We start from the raw sequence: 20,276 nt of genomic DNA on the forward strand, positions 1-20,276 counted from the left end.
TGCAGCGCTGGTACGCGTTGCCCCGTGGCCGCGTACTCTGTCCCCCACCCATCCGACACCGCACGAAGAGAGCCCCCGGCCATGCCCCCTCAGGACATGACGACAGCTGCGTCTCCTTCCGGGGGCGCCGCCCCCGAACCCACGGGTTCCGACCACGTCCTCGACGCTCTGCAGCACCAGGTCGCGGTATTCGCCCGCCGTGCCGAGCAGACCCGCCTCGGCGGTGTCGGCCAGGTGCGCAATTCCATGGACCGGGCCGCCTATCTGCTGCTCAACCGGCTGGACCGGGAAGGCCCGATGGGCGTCAAGGCACTCGCCGCGGGCATGGGGATCGACTCCTCGACCGTGACCCGGCAGGTCGCACCGCTCGTCGACACCGGACTGGTCAAGCGCACCTCGCACCCCGAGGACGGCCGGGCCGTCGTGCTCCAGCTGTCGCCGCGCGGCCAGGCGCGACTGGACGAGGTCCGCGGCTCCCGGCGCGAGCTCATGACCCAGGTGACGGACGGCTGGACGGCCGAGGAGCGCGAGACCTTCTGCGCACTGCTCACCCGGTTCAACACCTCGCTGGCCGCCCGCCAGACCTCGCACCAGGCGCCCCCGGCCGGCTGACGGAAGCTCCGGGTCCGGACCGACCTGCTGCACACCTCTTGACCGGGAGACCCGCAGCGGCTCGTATGTGGACTGTGCGAGAGCGCCAGACGGGCCGGGAGCGGCGCCGCGCCCAGGAGTTCGAGACCTTCGTCGCGGGCGCGGCCGGCCGTCTGCTGCACACCGCCACGCTGCTCACCGCCGAGCCCATGCGTCCGCCGGGAGCCAATCCCCGGGCCCAGCGGCTGCTCACGGCCGCGCTGGCGCGCACGTACGCGCAGTGGGACCGGCTGCGCGGCGAGGATCCGTACGACCGCACCCGGCGCGAGCTCGCCGTCCGGTTCGCCCACGAGGTCTGGCGGCACCACCGGCCGCGCGGCGGGCTGCTGGACCCGCTGACGCCGCAGGAACGTCTCGTCCTCGTACTACGGCTGTACGAGGGGGTCGCGGAGGAGCAGGCCGCGGCACTGCTCGGCCTTCCGGTGGAGCGGGTGCGGGCGATCTGCAACCGCTCGGTGGCCACGATGCGCGGCACCCGCCGGCCCACGGCGCGGCGGGGCACACCGGGTCCGCTGGGGGTCGCGCGGTGAGCCGCGGCGGCGACCGGGAGGACGAGGTCCGGCGGATGCTGGACGGCCCGCATCCCCAGGTGCCCGCCGATCTGGCGCAGCGGGTGGCGGAGCGCGGTGGCAGGCTGCTGCGCCGGCGGCTGTTCGCCCGCCGGCTGATGCTGCTGGTGGCGTGCGCCGCGGTGGTGGCCTTCACGGTCTGGGCGATGGCGGCGCATCCCTGGCAGGTGCCTCCCTCCGAGACGACGCCGCTGGAGGGCTGGTGAGCGCCCATTCCGGGCGAACTATCCTGGAATGGGCGGCATGCGGAACCAGCCGAGGAGGCTGCCATGACCAGGAAGATCGCTGACTGCCGCAAGCATCCGAGTGTGTCGCGCTGCTCGCTCACCATCTCCGGTGAGGAAGAGGAAGTCGTACGGGCCGCGACGGAGCACGCGGTCTCCGTCCATGAGCACAGCGACAGCCCGGAACTGCGCGAACAGATCCGGGCGATGCTGGAGGACGAGAAGGTCAACGCCTGACAACGCCGCGGACGGCCGGGCGGACCCGAGTGTGCGGGCCCGCCCGGATTTCTTGAAGAAAGACCCCCAGGGCCTCTCGTTCGGATCATGCCGGGCTCGCGTGCCCCGGTGCCTGATCCGGCCTGATCCGAACGAAAGACCCTAGCCGAGCGCCTGCGTCAGGTCGGCCAGCAGGTCGTCGGCGTTCTCGATGCCGACGGAGACGCGCACGAGGTCGGCCGGCACCTCCAGCGGGGAGCCCGCCGCCGAGGCGTGCGTCATGCGGCCGGGGTGCTCCACGAGCGACTCGACGCCGCCCAGCGACTCACCGAGGGTGAACAGCTTCGCCCGGTTGCAGACCTGGACCGCGGCCTCCTCGCCGCCCTCGACCCGGAAGGACACCATGCCGCCGAACGCCTTCATCTGCTTGGCGGCGATCTCGTGGCCCGGGTGCTCGGGCAGCCCCGGGTAGAGGACCTGGGTGACCTTGGGGTGCCGGGTCAGCAGATCGGTGACCTTGGTGGCGTTCTCGCTGTGCCGGTCCATGCGGACCGCCAGGGTCTTGATGCCGCGCAGCACCAACCAGGCGTCGAACGGTCCGGCGACCGCGCCCATCGCGTTCTGGTGGTACGCCAACTCCTCGGCGAGTTCGGGGTCGTTGACGATCAGCGCGCCGCCGACGACGTCCGAGTGGCCGCCCATGTACTTCGTGGTGGAGTGCACCACCACATCGGCACCCAGGGCCAGGGGCTGCTGGAGGTAGGGGCTGGCGAAGGTGTTGTCGACGACCAGGCGCGCACCTGCGGCGCGGGCCACACCGGCGATCGCGGCGATGTCGGTGATGCCGAGCAGCGGGTTGGACGGGGTCTCCACCCAGATCGCCTTGGTGCGCGGGGTGATCGCCGCCCGTACCGCCGCCACGTCCGAGGTGTCGGCGACGGAGAACTCGACGCCCCACCGCGAGACGACCTTCGCGAACAGCCGGAACGTGCCGCCGTACGCGTCGTTCGGGATGACCACATGGTCGCCGGGGGTCAGCAGCGTACGGAGCAGGCAGTCCTCGGCGGCGAGGCCGGAGGCGAAGGCGAGTCCGCGGCGGCCGCCCTCCAGGGCCGCGAGGTTCTCCTCCAGTGCGGTACGGGTCGGGTTGGCGCTGCGGCTGTACTCGTAGCCGCCGCGCAGTCCGCCCACACCGTCCTGCTTGTACGTGGACACCTGGTAAATGGGCGGAACAACGGCGCCGGTGAGGGGATCGGCGGTGTTTCCCGCGTGGATCGCGAGGGTCTCAAAGCTGTGCTGGTCGCTCATGGGGCCCGAGCGTAGTTCGTCGCGAGGGCGCCCACCGGACTACCGGGCCGTCCGGTGACAATGGGTGCATGGAGATTCTCTGGTTCCTGCTCGCCCTGTGCATGCTCGCCGCGGTCGTCGGCCCCTTCGTGCTGCGCCGCCGCGGCGGAATCCGCCAGGTCGCGCCGGGTTCCCCGGACGCCGCCGACCCGGACGCCTACGGCTTCGTGCGCCAGGAGGAACTGGACATCCGGCTGCCGGGCCCGGACCAGGATCTTCTCGATGTGCTCGATGTCGTGCAGCGTTCCCAGGACTGGCGGGCGGCCTCGCAGCTGCTGGCCGGTACGCCCAAGGAGGGCGAGGTGCGGTGGCAGCGGGTGCAGGCCTTCGCCGGCGCCGCCTCGCTGGAGCTGGCGCAGCAGCCCGGTGTCGGTGGTGCGTGGTTGCGCAAGTGGCGGGCGGAGGCGCCGAAGGACGCGGGCGGTGCGGCGGTGCACGCCGAGTTCCTGGTGCAGCAGGCGTGGCGTTCGTCGACCGCGGGGACGGACGACTTCCGCATCATCCTGGAGGAGGCCCGCACGGTCTGCGGCGAGGCGGCGCTGCTGGCGCCGGGCGACCCCGTTCCGTACCTCACCGAACTGGCCGTCTCCCGCGGACTCGGCTACTCCCACGAGGAGTTCGACCGGCTCTGGGCGAAGGTGATGGACCGGGCCCCGGCCCACATGGGCGCGCACATCGCCGCGCTGCACTACTGGTGCGAGAAGTGGCACGGTTCGCGCGAGGACGCCGACCGCTTCGCCACCGCGGCCGCCGCCCGCGCCCCGCAGGGCTCGCTGCTGGCCGCGCTGCCGCTCTTCGCGGTGTACGAGCATCTGCCCGAGGTCAATCTGGTGCAGGGCTTCTACCGCGGCCTGGTGGTGACCAAGGCGGTCGAGGGCGCCCTGTTCGCGGTGCACGCGGCCCGCCCCGACGACCCGATGCTCGCGCACGTCCGCCACCTGCTGGTCCTCTTCCTCGTCCGGATGGAGCGCTGGTCGGAGGCGATGAACCAGCTCGTCCACATCGACGGCCACGTGGGCGCCCTGCCGTGGACGCAGGACCCCGACCCGGCCGCCGAGTACACGGTCTACCGGGCGCTGGCGGTGGCCGGCTACGAGGCGAACGGCGGCAGCCCGGCGACGCTGCCGCGGTAGGGCCCGGCCCTGGCGGGCGGAATCCATGGCGCTCCCGCCGCGTTGTACGCACTGCACACCCACCCCAGGAGGAGCCCCCGCATGTTCCTGCAACGCCGCACCCCTCAGCTCCCCACCCCGGAGGAGGCCCTGAAGGGCCGCCCCACCCCCGAATTCACCGTCCCGTCCCACCACACGGTCCTCGGCAACCAGCTGCTCGGCCCGTACCCGCAGGGTCTGGATGTCGCGGACTTCGCGCTGGGCTGTTTCTGGGGCGCCGAGCGCAAGTTCTGGCAGACGGACGGCGTCTGGACGACGCTCGTCGGCTACCAGGGCGGCTACACCGAGAACCCCGCGTACGAAGAGGTCTGCTCGGGCCTGACCGGCCACACCGAGGCGGTCCGCGTCGTCTTCGACCCGAAGACCGTCTCGTACGCCGAGTTGCTGAAGCTCTTCTGGGAGTCCCACGACCCGACCCAGGGCTTCCGCCAGGGCAACGACGTGGGCACCCAGTACCGCTCGGCGATCTACACCCACTCCCCCGAGCAGGAGACCGCCGTGGCAGCCTCCCGCGAGGCGTACCAGAAGGTCCTCACGGCCTCCGGCCACTCCACGATCACCACGGAGATCCTCCCGGCGGAGGGCCGCACGTTCTGGCCGGCCGAGGCGTACCACCAGCAGTACCTCGACAAGAACCCGGCGGGCTACTGCGGGATCGGCGGCACGGGGGTCTCGTGCCCGATCGGGGTGGCACCGGCCGGAGAGTGAGGCCTGGTACGAAGAACCGCACACCCGCCGCGTACCCCTTTCGCGTGACCGCCCGTGATCCGGACGGGTCCTGGGGCGGGACGCGCGGCCCGATCGGCGGGAGGGCGGGGTCCAGGGCATGCGGGTGACGATGACGAGCGCTGCGGCGCGGACCGGCCGCACGAACGAGGACTTCACCGGCGCCCTGCCCACGGCGGCGGTGCTGATCGACGGTGCCGGCATCCCCGGCACCGCATCGGTCTGCCGGCACGGCGTGGCCTGGTACGCCAACCGCCTGGGAGGCAGCCTCCTCGGTCTCCTGTCCCTCGCGCGGGACCGCAGCCTCTCGGAGCTGCTGGCCGAGGCCATCGAGCAGGTGACGGACGATCACCGGGACACCTGCGACGTAGCCGCCCCGATCAGCCCGTCGGCAGCCGTAGCCGTCCTGCGTCTGTCCGACGGCCTCGTCGAGTACCTGGTGCTCGGTGACTCGGTCCTCGTGCTCGACCGGGCGGACGGTGCGCCGCTCGTCGTCTCCGATCCCCGGGAAGTGATCATCAGCCGCCCCTACGCGTCCGCGCTCGAAGCCGCCACCGAGGGGAGCGACGAGTACCACCGAATCCTCCGGGAGCTACGGGCCAACCGGAACCAGCCGGGCGGTTTCTGGGTGGCCAAGGACGACCCGCAGGCGGCGGACGAAGCGATCACCGGAAGCTGTCCGGTCTCCGAGCTGGCCGGTGCCGCCCTGCTCAGCAACGGAGCCGGCCGCATCGTGGACCGGTTCCGGCTCGTCGACTGGCCGGGGGCCATGGCCCTCCTGACATCGAGCGGCCCCGCCGAAATCATCCGTCGTGTCCGGCAGGCGGAGGCCCGCTACGCGGTGGCGGCGGACGATGCGACGATCGCGCACTGTATCGACCTCGACGGGAACTGACACCCCGCATCGCTTCTCTCCGCCAGCCGGGTACGACTGACGCGTCAGCGCGGCCACCTTTAGTTACAAAATGAATACTTTGAGTAATTTCCTCTCTGAGGAGTGGAGCCGCCCACCGCGGAATCCACGGCTCCCGGTCGACCCCGGGGCCGGTGTCAGGACGCCCGGGGGCCGAACCCGTTCCCTGCACGCCCGGCACGGCCAGGCGATCATCCCCTTGGAGAGAAGTGATGACGACCAGCTTCCAGCGACCCAGCAGTCCGGCCCGCGTGGCCGCCTCGGCAGCCGCAGCCGTGGTCATCGTGCTGTTCCCCGGCACCACCACTGCCGACGCCGCTGCCGACCACCTGCCGCCCGGCGTGGTCAAGCTCCAGGACAGCGAGCCGTGCCCGCCCGCCACCCTGTGCCTGTACCGCGACTACAACAATCGAGGCCCGGCCTACGGCATCGGCGCCGGCCACCACGTCGACCTGCGCGACCTGCCCATGAGCGGCGGCGTCAACGGCCCCACCGCGGCCGACGAAGTCTCCTCGTGGGTGAACAACACCAACCACCTCGCCCTGCTCATCGACACGGACGAGGAAACAGTCCGCCCGCTGTTCCCGCACCAGTCCCTCCAGGAGCCCCCGCAGACGAACGACACGGTCGACATCGTCCGCTGGGTGTAACACCGGCCGAACCGTCGGCGAGGCCGCACCCGAGCGGCCCATCGACACGCAGCCCCGGTGCCGTGGCCGTCTCCTGCGATCAGGGGGCGGCCACGGCCATGTGAAGGCTCCGCAATGCCCCGTCCCACGACGCCGTGCGCCGATCAACGACGACGGGTTGATACGAGTTCGGCGAAGGCACGCAGCACCGCCGCTCGTTGCGCGGGAGCGGTGCCGCGCACGGCGATGACGAGGGCCAGCAGGAAGGTCACCGCGAGAACGACGACCACTCCGGAGGTGCGGGCAGGCGCCCTGTCTCTCGGGTTCATGCGATCAACGGGCCCGGCATCAGGGAAAATGAGCCACCGCACTCGCGCCGGAAACAATTCCGGCGGGATCAACCGCCGCACGAAGAGGGCCGTCCACCGATGACGAGCGAAGACCACAGCATTCCCGCCTTCCCGGCCGGGCGGCCCTGGTTCATGGTCAATGAAGTCGTGGCGTTCGTCGTCGAGTTGGCGGCGCTGGCCGCTCTGGGCTGGTGGGGTTTCGCCACCGGGGACGGTGTGGCTTCCCGGCTGCTGCTCGGGATCGGGGCGCCCGCGGTCGCCGCCGTGGTCTGGGGCCTGTTCGCCGCCCCTCGCGCCCGCTTCCGGCCACCGCTCGTGGGGGTTCTGCTGGTCAAGGCGGTGGTGCTCGGCTGTGGTGTGTACGCGGTCCACGCGGTGGGGCATCCGGGGGCGGCAGTGTTCTTCGGGGTGGTGGTGGTCGTGAACACGGGGCTGGCGGAGACCTTTCGGCGCCGCGTCGCGGCGGCTGCCTGACACGACCGAGGCCCGGCCGCGCGAGGCGGCCGGGCCGGGGTTGGTGTCAGGGGTGTCGGGTCAGATCAGGCCCTGTGCCAGCATCGCGTCCGCGACGAGTTCGAAGCCGGCGATGTTGGCGCCGACCACGTAGTTGCCGGGGCTGCCGTAGCGCTCCGCGGTGGTGTAGCAGGAGTCGTGGATGTGGCGCATGATCTCCGCGAGGCGCTCCTCGGTATGGGCGAAGGTCCAGGAGTCGCGGGAGGCGTTCTGCTGCATCTCCAGGGCGCTGGTGGCCACGCCGCCCGCGTTGGCCGCCTTGCCGGGGGCGAAGGCGACGCCCGCCTCCTGGAGGACGCGTACGGCCTCGGGGGTGGTGGGCATGTTGGCGCCCTCGGCGACCGCCTTCACACCGTGGCGCACCAGGGCCAGGGCGTCGGCCTCGTGGAGTTCGTTCTGGGTGGCGCAGGGCAGGGCCACGTCGCAGGGAACGTTCCAGACGCCGGTGCCGGAGACGTACTTGACGTGCTCGCCGCGGCGTTCCGCGTACTCGGAGACGCGGCCGCGCCCGGCCTCCTTGATCTCCTTGAGGAGGGCGAGGTCGATGCCCTTCTCGTCCACGACGTAGCCGTTGGAGTCGGAGCAGGTCACCACGGTCGCACCGAGCTGCTGGGCCTTCTCGATCGCGTAGATCGCGACATTGCCCGAGCCCGAGACGACGATGCGCTGGCCGTCGAGGGACTCGCCCCGGCTGCGGAGCATCTCGGCGGTGAACAGGACACAGCCGTAGCCGGTCGCCTCGGTGCGTGCCTGGGCGCCGCCCCAGCCGAGGCCCTTTCCGGTGAGCACGCCGGACTCGTAGCGGTTGGTGATCCGCTTGTACTGGCCGAACAGGTAGCCGATCTCCCGGCCGCCGACGCCGATGTCACCGGCGGGGACGTCGGTGTACTCGCCGAGGTGGCGATGGAGTTCGGTCATGAACGACTGGCAGAACCGCATGATCTCGGCGTCCGAGCGGCCCTTGGGGTCGAAGTCCGCGCCGCCCTTGCCGCCGCCGATGGGCATGCCGGTGAGCGCGTTCTTGAAGATCTGCTCGAAGCCGAGGAACTTCACGATGCCGAGGTTGACCGAGGGGTGGAAGCGCAGCCCGCCCTTGTACGGTCCGAGCGAGCTGCTGAACTCGACCCGGAAGCCGCGGTTCACGTGGATGTCGCCGGAGTCGTCCGACCACGGCACCCGGAAGATGAGCTGGCGCTCCGGCTCGCAGACGCGCTCGATGATCCGGGCGTCCACGAACTCCGGCCGCTTCGCGAGGACCGGGCCGAGGGTCTCCAGGACCTCCCGTACCGCCTGGTGGAATTCCTTCTCGCCCTGGTTGCGCCGGAGGATCTCGGCGTACAGCGGCTCGATGACGCGGCTCTCGGTGGCGTGCGGGGTTACGGAATCAGGGGTGGCCTGCATCAGGTCAAGACCTTCCGTCGGTGGGCATGCGCGCGAAGACGCCCCCCGTCCCGGGGGCGCCGGCGGTCCCCCCTCGCCATTGAGGGCGTCGCCCAGACATCGCACGCTCTGCGGCTCACGGAAGCGACGTACAGAACCGTTGTGGCATGTCGATTGTCCCAGTCGCTCCGGAAGTCCTTCAACGGGACCCGCGCAGTGGGCCACGGACTACGCTCGCGCCTCGCGGCGCAGCATCCACAGCCCCGCTCCGGACGCGAGGGCGACCACCCCGGCGGCCACGCTCAGCGCGATCTGCAGACCGCTCTCCTCCACCAGGAAGTTGAGCGAGACGTTCGCGGCGATCGCCGCGCAGAACACGAACCAGAGCAGTGCTTTCATGGGATTCCTCCGTGGTCGGGGCGGTGTCTCGTGATGACTCCATGTTGCTGGTGGGAGGCGGCCGCCACGAGGGGCCGGTCCCCCGGATCCATGGTGTAGACAGCTGCACCACGGTGCCGGTGCGCGAAGGCCGCGGTCCGGTCCGGAGGGCGTCGCTAGGGTTTGCCGGGTGGGGATCACCGAGAGCACCGGGACGCGCGACAGGGAACGCGACAGGCAGGACGGGCGGGCCTCCACCGGAGCGGACTCGGCAGCGGACTCGGCAGCGGACTCGGACTCGGCGCGGTGGTGGGTGCCGGGTGTCGCGGTGCTCGTCGTCGTGCCGCTGTATCTGCTGTGGGCGCTGGTGCTGGCCACCGGCGGCGGTGATCTGGCGGCGCAGCTCGCCTGGGCCGGCTTCGCCTCCCGGCATCCGGGGTCCGCGTACAACCTCTCCTGGTACGGCGGGATGCACACCGCCAACTACAGCCTGCTGACGCCACCGCTCATGGCGGTGTTCGGGGTGCGGACGGTGACCGTCGCCGCCGGGCTCTGTGGGTCGTGGGCGCTGGGGCGGCTCTGTGTGCGGAGCGGGGTGCGGTGGCCGGTCGCGGTCGCGGTGCTGGGTTCGCTGACGCTCTGGTGCAATGTCGCGTCCGGGCGCACGACGTTCGCGCTGGGCGTCGCGATCGGGCTGGTCGCGCTGCTGTACGTACGGCGTCGTACGGGCCGCACGGCGGGATGCGCGGCGGGCTGCGCGGCGCTGGCGACGGCGGCGAGTCCGGTGGCGGGGCTGTTCCTGGTGGTGACGGGCGCGGCGTACGGGGCGGCCCGGCAGTGGCAGCGGGCGGGCGTGCTCGTCGTGCCGCCGTTCGTGGTGGTGGCCGCGACGACGGTGGTGTTCCCGTTCACGGGCGAGCAGCCGATGGCGGTGAGCAAGCTGTGGATGCCGTTGGTGGCCTGCGCGGCCCTGTGGCTCGCGGCGCCGCGCGAGGGCGGCTGGCGGGTGGTCCGGTTCGCGGGCCTGGTGTACGCGGTCGGCGTCGTCCTGACCTTCCTGATCCCCTCGCCCATCGGGACGAACGTGGAGCGGCTGGTGGGGCTGGCCGGCCCGCCCGTGCTGCTGGCGGCGCTGCTGACCGTCCTGCCGAGGTGGGCGCGGGGCGGCGCGCTGGTGCGGGTGCAGGCCGTGGTGCTCGCCGGGACGCTGGTGTACAACTCGGGCTGGCTGATCAACAAGACCGGTGACGATCTGCGGGTCTCCGACGCCGTGCCCGCCTGGGCGGAGCACACCGACGGCGTGGTCGCCGAGCTGCGTCGGCTCGGCGCCGAGCGGACCCGGGTGGAGGTCGTACCGGCCCGCAATCACCGCGAGGCGACGGTGCTCGCCCCGTACGTGAACATGGCGCGCGGCTGGAACCGGCAGCTCGACGTGGAACGCGGGCGGCTGTTCTACGAGGGGAAGCCGACCCCGGCGACGTACCGGGCCTGGCTGGACCGGTGGAGCGTGGGCCTCGTCGTGCTGCACAACGGCAGGCCGGACGGGCCGGCCGAGGCGGAGGCGGCGATCGTCCGGCGCGGGGCGGACTGGCTGGAGCCGGTGTGGCAGGACGGGGAGTGGCGGATCTACCGAGTGCGCGAGGCCGTACCGCTGGTCTCCGCGCCGGGTGCCGTCGTACGCGGGGACGACGCCTCCCTGGTGGTGCGGATGCCCGCCGCCGGGTCGGTGACGGTACGGATCGCCTACTCGCCGTGGCTCCGGGCGGACGGCGGCGGGTGCCTGCGGCAGGACGGCGAGTGGACGCGGCTGACGGTGGAGCGGGCCGACGAGTACCGGCTGGACTCGCACTACCGGCTGTGGCCGTTCGGGTCCTGCTGACGGAGCGGGCGGGACTTCACCGGCACGGCCCCGGGGTTCAGTCCGCGACGCCGAGGTCCCGGCGCATCAGCTCCCGCATCGTGTCGAGGAAGGGGTCGGCCGCCTTCAGGTCCTCCAGGGCCTGTTCGACGCTCTCGCCGTCCCGGGCGAGGCCCCGGTCGAGGCGTTTGACGGTGCCGTCACCGGCGGCAAGCACGCGGTTGAGGTCGCGGGACGCCTGGAGTATCCGTTCGGGGACGATCATCTGCGCCTCGGCGTAGCGGTCACGGTGGTCGAGGCGGGCCTCTTCGAGCTGGGTGCGTTCCTGCTCCGTGTAGACGCCGTCACGGATGCGGTGCAGGGCGTCCTTGAGCAGGGTGTGGAACTGCCGGGAGGCCCGGTTCATGGCCGTGTACTGGGTGCGCCGCTCCTCGAACTTCCGCTGCTCGCCCGCCAGTCGGGACTCCTCGGTGCGCTGGGATACGGACAGCCGCTGCACGAACACCGGGGCGAGGAGGGTGCCGAGCACTCCGACTACTGCAGTGATCATGGCGGTGATGGCGGCGGTCATGGGTGCGAGACTAATGCGGGGTGCGCGGCGGTGTGAGTGTGGTTCCCGGGTACATGGTGACGCCTCATCAGACATGATGCCGTCATGACAATTCCACGGGGTGAGGGGCGCACCCGGAACCTCTCCGGACCTCCTCTGCCGACGGCTCGCGCGGCCCTCCCGCCCGCGCCCGGGTACCACGCCGAACCGCGCGCGGCGCGCGTACCGCCACGTGCGGGCGACATGCGCCGCTATCTCGCCGTCGGCCTCGACTGCTACCTCTGCCTGGTGGCCGCCGGCTTACTGGTCCGGCCGTACGTGGACACGGCCGGGGTCACCGAGGCGGTCGGCCTGCTGCTCGGCCCGACGCTCGCCTTCTCGTTCCTCAACCATGTGGTGCTCACCGCGTTCACCGGGGCGGGCGCGGGCAAGCTGATCATGAGGATACGGGTGGTCAGACTGCCCGACGCCGGGCGCCCGGGGCCCTGGCTGCTGCTGCGGCGCTGGCTGTACGGGCTGTGCTGGCTGCCGCTGCAACCCTGGTACGGGCTGCGCTCACTCCTGTCGGGCCCCGGTGTCCTGCCCCGCAGCACGCTCTGGAACGGCGGGAACGGCGAGCTGCACGCCGATCCGCTGGGCCTGCGCCAGGTCCGCCGCGGCGACCTCACCGCCCACCGGACCGCGCCGGACGCCCGCCACTGACCGCTGACCGGCCACCCGACCGCGACGGCCGCCCACCGCCGGCCTCCCGCCCACCCCTCCACGCCCCGCCCCTCAAGTCCCGTATCAGGCCGACGCGTTCTCCGTGATCGTGACCTTTCCCTTGCGGATGGTCGCGAGACGCGGTGCCACCCGCTGCTGCTGGCCCCCGGACATCTCGCCGGGCAGATGTCCGAGCCGCTCACCGAGTCCGACGGAGTCCAGCGCCACCGCGGCCCTCCTGCGGCGCTCGGCCGCCCGACCGCCGAGCGGCACGAGCGCGGTCCCGACGTTCTCCTGGGCGGTGAGCGTCGGGATGCGGTTGAAGCTCTGGAAGACGAAGCCGATGTTCTGGGCGCGCACCCCGGTGAGCTTGGCCTCGCTGAGCTTCGCGAGGTCGACGCCGTCGAGTTCGATGCTGCCGCCCGTGGGTCGGTCCAGACCGCCGAGCATCTGGAGCAGGGTGGACTTGCCGCCGCCGGCGGGGCCCTGGATGACCGGCCGGCCGCCGTCCTCGATGGTCTTACGAACGCCGGAGGCGGCGGCACCGCGGATCCGAGGGGATCCGGGTGCCGCCGCCTCCGTACGGGATTCGGGGGCCGGTCGTCGCCCAGGGCCACGACCAGCGGCTCGCGCCGGGGACGACGCGTGGGGTCGGGTCAGGCCTGGGAGCCCGCCGTCCACTCCGCCCAGCTCATGTTCCAGCCGTTGAGGCCGTTGTCGGGGGTGATGGTCCGGTCCGGGGAGTTCTTGACGATGACCACGTCGCCGACCATGGAGTTGTTGTAGAACCAGGCGGCGGGCTGGTTTGCGTCGCTCGCGCCCTTCACATCGGCGAGGCCGACGCAGCCGTGGCTGGTGTTGGCGCTGCCGAAGATCGACCGCGCGCCCCAGTAGTTGCCGTGGATGAAGGTGCCCGAGGTGGACAGCCGCATGGCGTGCGGCACGTCCTTGATGTCGTACTCGCCCTTGCCGTCGTCGTCGGTGAAGCCGACCGTCGCACCGTTCATCCGGGTCTCCTTGAACTTCTCGGAGATCACCATCTGCCCGTTGTACGTGGGGTTGGCGGAGGAGCCGGAGGAGATCGGGATGGTCTTGATCGTCTTGCCGTCCTGGGTGACGGTCATCATCTTCGTGTTGGCGTCGACCGTCGAGACCTGGTTGCGGCCGACCTTGAAGGTGACCGTCTTCTGCTGCACGCCGAAGACGCCGTCCGCGCCCTCGACGCCGTCCAGCGACAGCTTCAGCGTGACGGTGGAGCCGCCCTGCCAGTAGTTCTCGGGGCGCAGGTCGAGACGCTGCGAGTTGAACCAGTGGCCGACGACCTGCTGACCGCTGCTGGACGTCACGGTGATACCGGCCTGGACGGCCTTCTTGTCCGTGATCGCCTTGTTGAAGTTGATCGAGACCGGCATGCCGACGCCGACCGTGGAGCCGTCCTCGGGGGTGAAGTTCCCGATGAAGCTGTTGGCGGGCGAGACGGTGGTGAAGGAGGAGTTCTCGTGCGCCTCGCGGCCCTTGGAGTCCTTCGCCGTCGCGGCGATCTTGTACGTGGTCGAGCGCTCCAGCTGGACGTCCGGCTTCCAGCTCTTGCCGTCGGCGGAGAGCGTGCCCTTGACGGTGGCTCCGGCCGACGTGGTCATGGTGACCTGGGACAGCGTGCCCTTGGCGACGGTGACCTTGGCGTCGTTGTTGATGCTCGCGTTGGCCGCGCCGTTCTTCGGCGAGATCGCTATCTGCGCTTCCGAGGCGTCCTGGGCCGCCGCCTTGTCGACCTCGGCCGCCTGCGACTTCTTCGAGCCGTCGGCGCCGCTCTTGTCCCCGCCGTCGTTGCAGGCAGTGAGCACCAGAACGCCGCCGAGCAGTGCGGACGCGGCCATCAGGCCCCTGCGCCGCTTGCTGTCCGTCATCACACGCTTCTCCATCGTTGCCGAATCCCCAAAAACCCCGAGCAGAGCCGCCGTCGCCCGGCGAAACCCGTCAATGGTCCTAGAACCCATGGAAAGGGTCCTCCGTTCCCCATCCACGAAAGATGTGGGGAACAACACTCATCGACGCGTCCGCGGCTGCGGTGGTTCCCGACGCCGATCGCGTAAGGACGACCGGCGAACGACACGGCCCCGGTCCGCGTGCGAAGCGGTCCGGGGCCGGTGTTCACCAGCTGCTGGTCCCGCCGCTCACGGCGACGTGACCGTCGTCGTCCTCATCCATTGTGCGGGACGCCGCCACCGCCCTCTTCGTCGTCCTCCTCGTCCTCCTCGCCGTCCTCGTCGTCGAGGTCCCAGGCGTCCGGGTCGTCCGGGTCGTAGTCGACGATCTCGCTGCTCCAGGACGCCTGGGTGAGCTCGACCCCGGGCACCTCGCTGACCAGGTCGAACGGGTCGACGAGGGAGGCGAGGGCCTCCGCACCGTCCTCCCGTACGGCGTCCTCGGCGAGCATGCGTTCCTCGGCGGACTCGCCGCCCGGTTCCCCGTACTCGACGGCGATCGACTCCAGTGCGGTGCCGCTGAGGGCCGCGGAGTCCGTGATCTCCAGCACCATTTCGACCCGAAGCCGAACAAAGCGTGATGTCTCAGATGTGCTCATGTGCCGGAGCGTAAGCTCCCCGCGCCCCCGGCTTTCCCGCGACCCGCTGCTTTCACTAGCATCGGCGCACACGCCTAACTCACGGCTGTGACAAGGGGGATCGATTCCGTGGTCGTCGCTCGTCGCCCGCTCCTGACCGCCACCGCCGCGGCCACGTTGCTGGCCGCCCTGTGGTTCGTCCCGTCCGCCAACGCGACGGACGAACCGGCCGGCGCACCGGGCGCACAAAGCGGTCCGGCCGCCACCGCCGGGGACTCCGCGGCCGGTCCGAGGCTGGCCGACACCGGGACCGGGATCGACACCACCCCGTATCTGATCGGCGGCGTCGCGTTCCTGGGCATCGGCGCGGCGTTCGTCTCCCACTCGGCACGCCGCGCCCACGCCCTGTCCGCCTAGAAAGCGACGCTTTCTCCGCCTGACACGCGCCCGGACCCTAGGCCAGCGGGCCGGTCACCGGTTCGACCGCCGCGACCAGCTTCCCCGCGCGCACGAACGCGTCCGCCGCGGCCAGGTCCGGCGACAGGAAGCGGTCCGGCCCCGGTCCCTGGACCCCTGCCGCGCGCAGCGCCTCGATGGCGGCCTGCGAGGCGGGCGCGGGGGTGAGGCCCTGGGCGGCGCGCAGTTCGATGGCGCGGGTCGCCGCGTAGAGCTCGACGGCGACGATCCGGGCGAGGTTGTCCACGGCGGTACGGAGCTTGCGCGCCGCCGACCAGCCCATGGAGACGTGGTCCTCCTGCATCGCGGAGGACGGGATCGAGTCGGCCGAGGCCGGGACCGCGAGCCGCTTCATCTCGCTGACCAGAGCGGCCTGGGTGTACTGGGCGATCATCAGGCCCGAGTCCACCCCGGCGTCGTCGGCGAGGAACGGCGGCAGCCCGTGCGAACGGTTCTTGTCCAGCAGCCGGTCGGTGCGGCGCTCGGTGATGGAGCCGAGGTCGGCCGCGACGATCGCCAGGAAGTCGAGTACGTACGCGACGGGGGCGCCGTGGAAGTTCCCGTTGGACTCGACCCGGCCGTCGGGCAGGACGACGGGGTTGTCGACGGCGGAGGCCAGTTCGCGGCCCGCGACGATCCCGGCGTAGTCGAGGGTGTCGCGTCCCGCGCCGTTGACCTGGGGCGCGCAGCGCACCGAGTAGGCGTCCTGCACACGGGGCGCGTCGTCCTGATGGTGGCCGGTGAGGCCCGATCCCGCGAGGACCCGCAGCATGTTGTCGGCGCTGACGCCCTGGCCCGGGTGCGGGCGGATGGCGTGCAGCTCAGGGGTGAGCACCTTGTCCGTGCCGAGCAGCGCCTCCAGGGAGAGGGCGGCGGTGATGTCGGCGGACGTGTAGAGGTTCTTCAGGTCGGCCAGGGCCATCACGAGCATGCCGAGCATGCCGTCGGTGCCGTTGAGGAGGGCGAGGCCCTCCTTCTCGCGCAGCTCGACCGGGGTGATGCCGTGGGCGGCGAGCAGCTCACCGGCGGGGCGCACGGCGCCGTCGGGGCCCTCCGCGTCACCCTCGCCCATCAGCGCCAGGGCGCAGTGGGAGAGCGGGGCCAGGTCGCCGGAGCAGCCGAGCGAGCCGTACTCGTGGACGACGGGCGTGATGCCCGCGTTGAGGACGTCGGCCATGGTCTGCGCGACCTCGGGGCGTACGCCGGTGTGCCCGGAGGCGACCGTCTTCAGCCGCAGGAACATCAGCGCGCGGACGACCTCGCGCTCGACGCGCGGCCCCATGCCGGCGGCGTGCGAGCGGACGATGTTGCGCTGGAGCTGTGCGCGGAGATCCTGACTGATGTGCCGGCTGGCCAGCGCCCCGAATCCGGTGGAGACGCCGTAGACCGGCTCGGGCTTGGCGGCCAGCGCGTCCACGATCGTGCGGGCGGCGGCGAGCGCGTCGACGGCGGCTGCGGAGAGCTCGACACGGGCGTTGCCGCGGGCCACGGCGATGACGTCCTGAGCGGTGGTACCGGACGTCCCCACCACGACTGTATGCATATCCATATTCAGAAGCGTACGGACTGAATCCCTTCATGTCACTAGTGGTCGCGCGGTTGACCCCTTACCGATCGGCGCGGCGTTCAGGGACGGCTGCCCCGCAGATGGCGGCGGTCGTGCGCGGGCTTGGGCGGCGAGTCGGCCAGCCGGAGCACCTCGCTGTCGCGCCCCGCCACCACCGGTTTGACCGAACGGGCCGCCTTCGCCCGGTACTGGGCCGCGTCCGCCAGCCGGAACAGCCGCCGCGCCGACACCACCGGGCCGATCGGATCACCGGTCGACGCGATCCCGCACGCCACCCCGTCCCCCTGCTCCAACTCGGCTGCCCGTTCGCAGAGTTCGGTCGCCACCCGGACCACGTCGTCCACCTCCGGGCCCACCGTGAGCAGACAGAACTCATCACCGCCGAGCCGGGCGGCGAGCGCGCCGGGCAGCATGGCGCCGCAACGGGACAGCACCGAGCCGAAACGTTCCAGCAGCCGGTCGCCGACCGCATGGCCATGGGTGTCGTTGACCTGCTTCAGACCGTTGAGATCGCAGACGACCAGACTGACCACCGCCCCGTCCGCCCGGTGCCGCTCCACCGCCTCGTCCAGCCGCACATCGACGGCACGGCGGTTGGCCAGGCCGGTGAGCGGATCGGTGAAGGCGAGCTTGCGGACCTCTTCGAGCCGTTCGGCCTGGGAGATCCCGGCGGCGACGACCGCGGCCAGCACGGTCGCGAAGTCCGCGTCCGCCCGCCCGAACACCGGCGCCCCCACCGGGCGGGCCACGTACAGCTCGCCCCAGGCCCGCCCGTGCAGCACGATCGGCGCGACCACACAGCAGCCGCGCCCACGCCGGCGCAGGGCGGCCACCCGCTCCCGGCCGTACCCGCTCCCGTACTCCCGCAGCCCCGCGTCCCCGCCCGGCATCACACCCGCCGAGTCGTCGGCGGTCTCGACCCAGGCGTCCGGTTCGCCGCCCCCGGCCCACCGTTCATGCAGGAACTCGGCGATCTCCGGGAACTGGTGCACCGGATACGCCTCCGCCTCGGGGAACTCCTCCTCCCCTTCGGCCCGTTCACCCGCGTTCACCAGCACGCGCAGCTGCCCGCACCCGCGCTCCCACACGGAGAGCGCGGCGAAGCTGCCGCCCAGCGCCTCGCACGCCCCCAGCGCAGCCGCTCGCCACGACCCCCGCGGGGTGTGTGCCGCCGCCATCGCCTGCGCAAGCGAAACCACGGCCCGCAGCCGTGCATCATCACCACCCATCACTACAGCTTATGTAGGTTTGTGGTGATTTGATCAGTTTGGGGCGTGAGCCGCGTTCGCTTCGTGTCTATTCAGTTACGGAATGTCGCACCGCGTCACTCGCCGGGCCAGTTCGGCTTCCTCTTCTCGTTGAACGCGGCCACGCCCTCGGCCCGGTCGCCGGAGAAGGCCACCGACCGCCAGGCGGCGTCCTCGACTTCGAGACCGGCCCGGAGATCGAGGCCGTGGCCGAGCCGCAGCGCCCGCTTGGCGGCCCGCAGCCCCACCGGTGAGTTGGCAGCGATCCGGCCGGCGAGCGCCAGCGCGGCCGTCCGGTCCTGCCCGGCCTCCACCAGTTCGTCGACCAGTCCGCTGTCGAGCGCCTCGGCCGCCTCCACCCGCCGGGCCGTGAAGACCAGCTCGGCGGCGCGCGCCGCACCGATCCGCCGCGGCAGCAACTGCGTACCGCCGCCGCCCGGGATGACGCCGACCGACACCTCGGGCAGGCCGACCACGGCCGTGCGGTCGGCGACGATCAGGTCGCAGGACAGCGCCAGCTCGAATCCGCCGCCGAGTGCGAACCCGTGCACGGCGGCGATCGTCGGCATCGGCAGTTCGAGCACGCCGGTGTACGCGGACCGGGCGGTGGGGCGCTGGCGCAGCAGATCGGCGTCGGTGAAGGAGTTCCGCTCCTTCAGGTCCGCGCCCACGCAGAAGGCCCGCTCATGGCTGGAGGTGAGGACGGTGACGCGTACGCCGGGGTCGGCGGCGAGCGCGGCGCACGCGGCGGCGATCGAACGAGCCATGTCGGTGGACACGGCGTTCATCGCCTTGGGCCGGTCGAGGACCAGCTCGGCAACGTGTTCCTGCCCCTCGTGGACCCGTACGACGACGAATTCCCCGAACCGCTGCTCGGACGTGACGGTCATGACTGCACCCCTCCGGTTAACGATCGTTACCGGAGGGATCCTATGGGGCGGCCCGGACAGCGGTCCCGGGCGAGTCCGGTCCCGGACGAGGGGGCGGAATCCGGGATTGCGGGAGGGCCGGGTTCAGGAGGTGCCGCGGCGCGCCAGCAGCCAGGGCTCCACCACGCCGAGTCCGCGCACCGGGCGCTGCCACATCGGCTGCAGCCCGTAGCGGTACTTGGGCACGGCGGCCGACTCCACGCCTTCCTGGCGCTCCTTCTCCGCCATCGCGGCCTCCTCCGCCGCCTGCGCCTCGGAGGCCGGGGCGTCGCCGGTACGGGTCAGCTCCTCCGCGAAGGCGCCGTCCACCAGCACGGCGTCCTTCGGCGCTATCGACGTCAGCCGGCTGGCGAGGTTCACGGTCGTACCGAAGACATCGCCCATCCGGGTGGTGACCGTGCCGAACGCGATGCCCACGCGCAGCGCCGGCATGATCTCGTCCTGGTTCATCGCCTCGATCAGGCGCAGCGCGATCTCAGCCGCGGTGCCCGCGTCGTCGGCGGCGAAGAGGACCTCGTCGCCGAGGGTCTTGATGAGACGGCCGCCGTGGGCGGCGACCAGGTCGGCCGAGGTGGTCTCGAAGGCCTCGACCAGCTCGCCGAGCTCCTCCTCCTCCAGCCGCCGGGTCAGCCGGGTGAACCCGACGAGGTCGGCGAAGCCGACGGCCAGGCGGCGGTCGACCATCTCCTCGTCGTCGGCGGCCTGCACGACCCGCCCGGTGGCGGCGGCCAGCTGGCGCCGCCACACGTAGACCAGGAACTCCTGGAGCTCCGGGAGAAGCAGCTCGACCAGCGGGTACGTGACCTCGGTACGGGTCATTCCGGGCTCGGGCGGCTCGGTCAGCCCCTCCAGGAACGAATCGATCTGCCACTCCGCCAGCCGGGCGGTGGTCTGCCCGGTGGACCGGGCCACCTGGATCGCCATCGGTTCGCTGAGCAGCCCCGCCTCGACGAGACCGGCGAGCCGGCGCAGCGCCAGCACATCGGCCTCGGTGAGCGCCTTGGCCTGCCCGATGTCGGCGAAGCCCATGGCCCGCCAGAACCGGGAGGCCAGATCCATCGAGACACCGGCGGTACGGGCCGCCTGGAACGGCGTGTAGCGACGGTCGGCGCCCAGGATCAGCTGTTCCAGCCGGATCGCGAGGGGGTCGTCGGTCGGTTCCGCCGTATGGTCGACTTCGTGATGCGGTGTCGCGTGGACCGAGGGTTCCGACGGGGGCTGTGTGCCCGCACCGGAGGTCGTGTCGTCGACGGTCACCAGCCGCCTCCTGCCCGTTCCCTGCGCACTGCCCTGCCGATCTGTCGGTGGATCGCCTCAACGATACGGCAGGTGTGCC

The 20,276-nt window shown here is 71.6% G+C and carries 23 protein-coding genes and 1 pseudogene; 12 read left to right on the forward strand and 12 right to left on the reverse strand.

Annotated elements, in window-relative coordinates; translation table 11 throughout:
• The first annotated feature begins 81 nt into the window (after positions 1–81).
• The 4 genes from ACFVX4_RS31510 (at position 82) to ACFVX4_RS31525 (ending at position 1,681) form a co-directional block, all read left to right on the forward strand.
• Positions 82–612 carry a MarR family winged helix-turn-helix transcriptional regulator gene (locus ACFVX4_RS31510; protein ID WP_266415063.1) on the forward strand — a complete coding sequence of 177 codons (531 nt, stop codon included), beginning with the start codon at positions 82–84 and terminating at the stop codon, positions 610–612.
• Positions 613–686: 74 nt separating this feature from the next.
• Positions 687–1,181, forward strand: a complete 495-nt coding sequence (locus ACFVX4_RS31515; protein ID WP_389983732.1) for a sigma factor-like helix-turn-helix DNA-binding protein — start codon at positions 687–689, stop codon at positions 1,179–1,181.
• The gene (locus tag ACFVX4_RS31520; RefSeq protein ID WP_389983735.1) at positions 1,178–1,426 is read left to right on the forward strand and encodes a hypothetical protein; all 249 of its coding nucleotides are present in this window, start codon (positions 1,178–1,180) and stop codon (positions 1,424–1,426) included. The genes ACFVX4_RS31515 and ACFVX4_RS31520 overlap by 4 nt, the downstream gene beginning before the upstream one ends.
• A 63-nt stretch (positions 1,427–1,489) precedes the next feature.
• Complete coding sequence (locus ACFVX4_RS31525) at positions 1,490–1,681, forward strand: DUF1059 domain-containing protein (RefSeq protein ID WP_389983738.1); 192 nt, start codon at positions 1,490–1,492, stop codon at positions 1,679–1,681.
• Positions 1,682–1,822: 141 nt separating this feature from the next.
• On the opposite strand, the gene ACFVX4_RS31530 is transcribed toward ACFVX4_RS31525, so the two are convergent.
• Entirely contained in the window at positions 1,823–2,968 is a 1,146-nt protein-coding gene (locus ACFVX4_RS31530; protein ID WP_072484072.1) for a cystathionine gamma-synthase, read from the reverse strand.
• Between the two features lie 68 nt (positions 2,969–3,036).
• Between ACFVX4_RS31530 and ACFVX4_RS31535 the strand changes: the two genes are divergently transcribed.
• The 4 genes from ACFVX4_RS31535 to ACFVX4_RS31550 all read left to right on the forward strand — a co-directional run bounded on the left by ACFVX4_RS31535 (position 3,037) and on the right by ACFVX4_RS31550 (position 6,468).
• Entirely contained in the window at positions 3,037–4,140 is a 1,104-nt protein-coding gene (locus tag ACFVX4_RS31535; protein ID WP_385335007.1) for a hypothetical protein, read from the forward strand.
• Positions 4,141–4,221: 81 nt separating this feature from the next.
• On the forward strand, positions 4,222–4,887 hold the full coding sequence (gene msrA / locus ACFVX4_RS31540) for a peptide-methionine (S)-S-oxide reductase MsrA (RefSeq protein ID WP_389983742.1): 666 nt from the start codon (positions 4,222–4,224) through the stop codon (positions 4,885–4,887).
• Positions 4,888–5,017: 130 nt separating this feature from the next.
• Positions 5,018–5,800 carry an integrase gene (locus ACFVX4_RS31545; RefSeq protein WP_389983745.1) on the forward strand — a complete coding sequence of 261 codons (783 nt, stop codon included), beginning with the start codon at positions 5,018–5,020 and terminating at the stop codon, positions 5,798–5,800.
• A gap of 230 nt (positions 5,801–6,030) precedes the next feature.
• Positions 6,031–6,468, forward strand: a complete 438-nt coding sequence (locus ACFVX4_RS31550) for a peptidase inhibitor family I36 protein (RefSeq protein WP_389983748.1) — start codon at positions 6,031–6,033, stop codon at positions 6,466–6,468.
• Between the two features lie 143 nt (positions 6,469–6,611).
• Here the strand turns inward: ACFVX4_RS31550 and ACFVX4_RS31555 are convergent, their stop codons facing one another.
• Positions 6,612–6,776: a hypothetical protein gene (locus ACFVX4_RS31555; RefSeq protein ID WP_389983751.1), complete on the reverse strand. Its 165-nt coding sequence runs from the start codon at positions 6,774–6,776 to the stop codon at positions 6,612–6,614.
• Positions 6,777–6,875: 99 nt separating this feature from the next.
• Here ACFVX4_RS31555 and ACFVX4_RS31560 point away from each other — a divergent pair, with 99 nt between their 5' ends.
• A complete protein-coding gene (locus ACFVX4_RS31560) occupies positions 6,876–7,271 on the forward strand; it encodes a YrdB family protein (RefSeq protein ID WP_389983754.1) in 396 nt (131 codons plus the stop codon).
• Between the two features lie 60 nt (positions 7,272–7,331).
• Here the strand turns inward: ACFVX4_RS31560 and gdhA are convergent, their stop codons facing one another.
• Both gdhA and ACFVX4_RS31570 read right to left on the reverse strand, forming a co-directional pair.
• Positions 7,332–8,711: an NADP-specific glutamate dehydrogenase gene (gene gdhA / locus ACFVX4_RS31565; protein WP_389983757.1), complete on the reverse strand. Its 1,380-nt coding sequence runs from the start codon at positions 8,709–8,711 to the stop codon at positions 7,332–7,334.
• 207 nt (positions 8,712–8,918) lie between these two features.
• Positions 8,919–9,089 carry a hypothetical protein gene (locus ACFVX4_RS31570; protein WP_389983760.1) on the reverse strand — a complete coding sequence of 57 codons (171 nt, stop codon included), beginning with the start codon at positions 9,087–9,089 and terminating at the stop codon, positions 8,919–8,921.
• A 169-nt stretch (positions 9,090–9,258) separates the two neighbouring features.
• On the opposite strand from ACFVX4_RS31570, the gene ACFVX4_RS31575 reads away from it, so the two are divergent.
• Complete coding sequence (locus ACFVX4_RS31575) at positions 9,259–10,947, forward strand: hypothetical protein (RefSeq protein WP_389983763.1); 1,689 nt, start codon at positions 9,259–9,261, stop codon at positions 10,945–10,947.
• Positions 10,948–10,984: 37 nt separating this feature from the next.
• Here ACFVX4_RS31575 and ACFVX4_RS31580 read toward each other — a convergent pair whose 3' ends face one another.
• The gene (locus ACFVX4_RS31580; protein ID WP_389983766.1) at positions 10,985–11,497 is read right to left on the reverse strand and encodes a hypothetical protein; all 513 of its coding nucleotides are present in this window, start codon (positions 11,495–11,497) and stop codon (positions 10,985–10,987) included.
• An 84-nt stretch (positions 11,498–11,581) separates the two neighbouring features.
• Here ACFVX4_RS31580 and ACFVX4_RS31585 point away from each other — a divergent pair, with 84 nt between their 5' ends.
• Positions 11,582–12,178 carry an RDD family protein gene (locus ACFVX4_RS31585; RefSeq protein ID WP_389983769.1) on the forward strand — a complete coding sequence of 199 codons (597 nt, stop codon included), beginning with the start codon at positions 11,582–11,584 and terminating at the stop codon, positions 12,176–12,178.
• A gap of 99 nt (positions 12,179–12,277) precedes the next feature.
• Here ACFVX4_RS31585 and ACFVX4_RS31590 read toward each other — a convergent pair.
• The 3 genes and pseudogenes from ACFVX4_RS31590 to ACFVX4_RS31600 all read right to left on the reverse strand — a co-directional run.
• Positions 12,278–12,730: pseudogene (locus tag ACFVX4_RS31590) on the reverse strand (ABC transporter ATP-binding protein); the annotation flags it as partial.
• 104 nt (positions 12,731–12,834) lie between these two features.
• Complete coding sequence (locus ACFVX4_RS31595; protein ID WP_389983772.1) at positions 12,835–14,100, reverse strand: Ig-like domain-containing protein; 1,266 nt, start codon at positions 14,098–14,100, stop codon at positions 12,835–12,837.
• A 278-nt stretch (positions 14,101–14,378) separates the two neighbouring features.
• Complete coding sequence (locus tag ACFVX4_RS31600) at positions 14,379–14,762, reverse strand: hypothetical protein (RefSeq protein ID WP_389983775.1); 384 nt, start codon at positions 14,760–14,762, stop codon at positions 14,379–14,381.
• Between the two features lie 108 nt (positions 14,763–14,870).
• On the opposite strand from ACFVX4_RS31600, the gene ACFVX4_RS31605 reads away from it, so the two are divergent.
• On the forward strand, positions 14,871–15,158 hold the full coding sequence (locus ACFVX4_RS31605; RefSeq protein WP_389983777.1) for a hypothetical protein: 288 nt from the start codon (positions 14,871–14,873) through the stop codon (positions 15,156–15,158).
• Positions 15,159–15,195: 37 nt separating this feature from the next.
• On the opposite strand, the gene hutH is transcribed toward ACFVX4_RS31605, so the two are convergent.
• From hutH to ACFVX4_RS31625, 4 genes are all read right to left on the reverse strand, one after another.
• Positions 15,196–16,746, reverse strand: a complete 1,551-nt coding sequence (hutH, locus tag ACFVX4_RS31610; protein WP_389983780.1) for a histidine ammonia-lyase — start codon at positions 16,744–16,746, stop codon at positions 15,196–15,198.
• A 77-nt stretch (positions 16,747–16,823) separates the two neighbouring features.
• Entirely contained in the window at positions 16,824–17,993 is a 1,170-nt protein-coding gene (locus tag ACFVX4_RS31615) for a diguanylate cyclase domain-containing protein (RefSeq protein ID WP_389983783.1), read from the reverse strand.
• A gap of 95 nt (positions 17,994–18,088) precedes the next feature.
• A complete protein-coding gene (locus ACFVX4_RS31620) occupies positions 18,089–18,901 on the reverse strand; it encodes an enoyl-CoA hydratase/isomerase family protein (protein WP_389983786.1) in 813 nt (270 codons plus the stop codon).
• A 123-nt stretch (positions 18,902–19,024) separates the two neighbouring features.
• Positions 19,025–20,197 (reverse strand): adenylate/guanylate cyclase domain-containing protein, encoded by a 1,173-nt coding sequence (locus ACFVX4_RS31625; RefSeq protein ID WP_389983789.1) that lies wholly within the window; start codon positions 20,195–20,197, stop codon positions 19,025–19,027.
• Positions 20,198–20,276 lie beyond the last annotated feature (79 nt).

The sequence above is a fragment of the Streptomyces sp. NPDC058240 genome, from assembly GCF_042882135.1.
Lineage (GTDB): Bacteria > Actinomycetota > Actinomycetes > Streptomycetales > Streptomycetaceae > Streptomyces.

What these genes read in the sequence shown, in the direction of transcription:
- ACFVX4_RS31550 (WP_389983748.1), top strand. Translation starts at nt 6,031, where the DNA reads ATGACGACCAGCTTCCAGCGACCCAGCAGTCCGGCCCGCGTGGCCGCC.
- ACFVX4_RS31600 (WP_389983775.1), bottom strand. Translation starts at nt 14,762, where the DNA reads ATGAGCACATCTGAGACATCACGCTTTGTTCGGCTTCGGGTCGAAATG.
- ACFVX4_RS31510 (WP_266415063.1), top strand. Translation starts at nt 82, where the DNA reads ATGCCCCCTCAGGACATGACGACAGCTGCGTCTCCTTCCGGGGGCGCC.
- ACFVX4_RS31525 (WP_389983738.1), top strand. Translation starts at nt 1,490, where the DNA reads ATGACCAGGAAGATCGCTGACTGCCGCAAGCATCCGAGTGTGTCGCGC.
- ACFVX4_RS31620 (WP_389983786.1), bottom strand. Translation starts at nt 18,901, where the DNA reads ATGACCGTCACGTCCGAGCAGCGGTTCGGGGAATTCGTCGTCGTACGG.
- ACFVX4_RS31595 (WP_389983772.1), bottom strand. Translation starts at nt 14,100, where the DNA reads ATGGAGAAGCGTGTGATGACGGACAGCAAGCGGCGCAGGGGCCTGATG.
- ACFVX4_RS31615 (WP_389983783.1), bottom strand. Translation starts at nt 17,993, where the DNA reads ATGGGTGGTGATGATGCACGGCTGCGGGCCGTGGTTTCGCTTGCGCAG.
- ACFVX4_RS31555 (WP_389983751.1), bottom strand. Translation starts at nt 6,776, where the DNA reads ATGAACCCGAGAGACAGGGCGCCTGCCCGCACCTCCGGAGTGGTCGTC.
- msrA (WP_389983742.1), top strand. Translation starts at nt 4,222, where the DNA reads ATGTTCCTGCAACGCCGCACCCCTCAGCTCCCCACCCCGGAGGAGGCC.
- gdhA (WP_389983757.1), bottom strand. Translation starts at nt 8,711, where the DNA reads ATGCAGGCCACCCCTGATTCCGTAACCCCGCACGCCACCGAGAGCCGC.
- ACFVX4_RS31560 (WP_389983754.1), top strand. Translation starts at nt 6,876, where the DNA reads ATGACGAGCGAAGACCACAGCATTCCCGCCTTCCCGGCCGGGCGGCCC.
- ACFVX4_RS31585 (WP_389983769.1), top strand. Translation starts at nt 11,582, where the DNA reads ATGACAATTCCACGGGGTGAGGGGCGCACCCGGAACCTCTCCGGACCT.
- ACFVX4_RS31535 (WP_385335007.1), top strand. Translation starts at nt 3,037, where the DNA reads ATGGAGATTCTCTGGTTCCTGCTCGCCCTGTGCATGCTCGCCGCGGTC.
- ACFVX4_RS31580 (WP_389983766.1), bottom strand. Translation starts at nt 11,497, where the DNA reads ATGACCGCCGCCATCACCGCCATGATCACTGCAGTAGTCGGAGTGCTC.
- hutH (WP_389983780.1), bottom strand. Translation starts at nt 16,746, where the DNA reads ATGGATATGCATACAGTCGTGGTGGGGACGTCCGGTACCACCGCTCAG.
- ACFVX4_RS31570 (WP_389983760.1), bottom strand. Translation starts at nt 9,089, where the DNA reads ATGAAAGCACTGCTCTGGTTCGTGTTCTGCGCGGCGATCGCCGCGAAC.
- ACFVX4_RS31545 (WP_389983745.1), top strand. Translation starts at nt 5,018, where the DNA reads ATGACGAGCGCTGCGGCGCGGACCGGCCGCACGAACGAGGACTTCACC.
- ACFVX4_RS31530 (WP_072484072.1), bottom strand. Translation starts at nt 2,968, where the DNA reads ATGAGCGACCAGCACAGCTTTGAGACCCTCGCGATCCACGCGGGAAAC.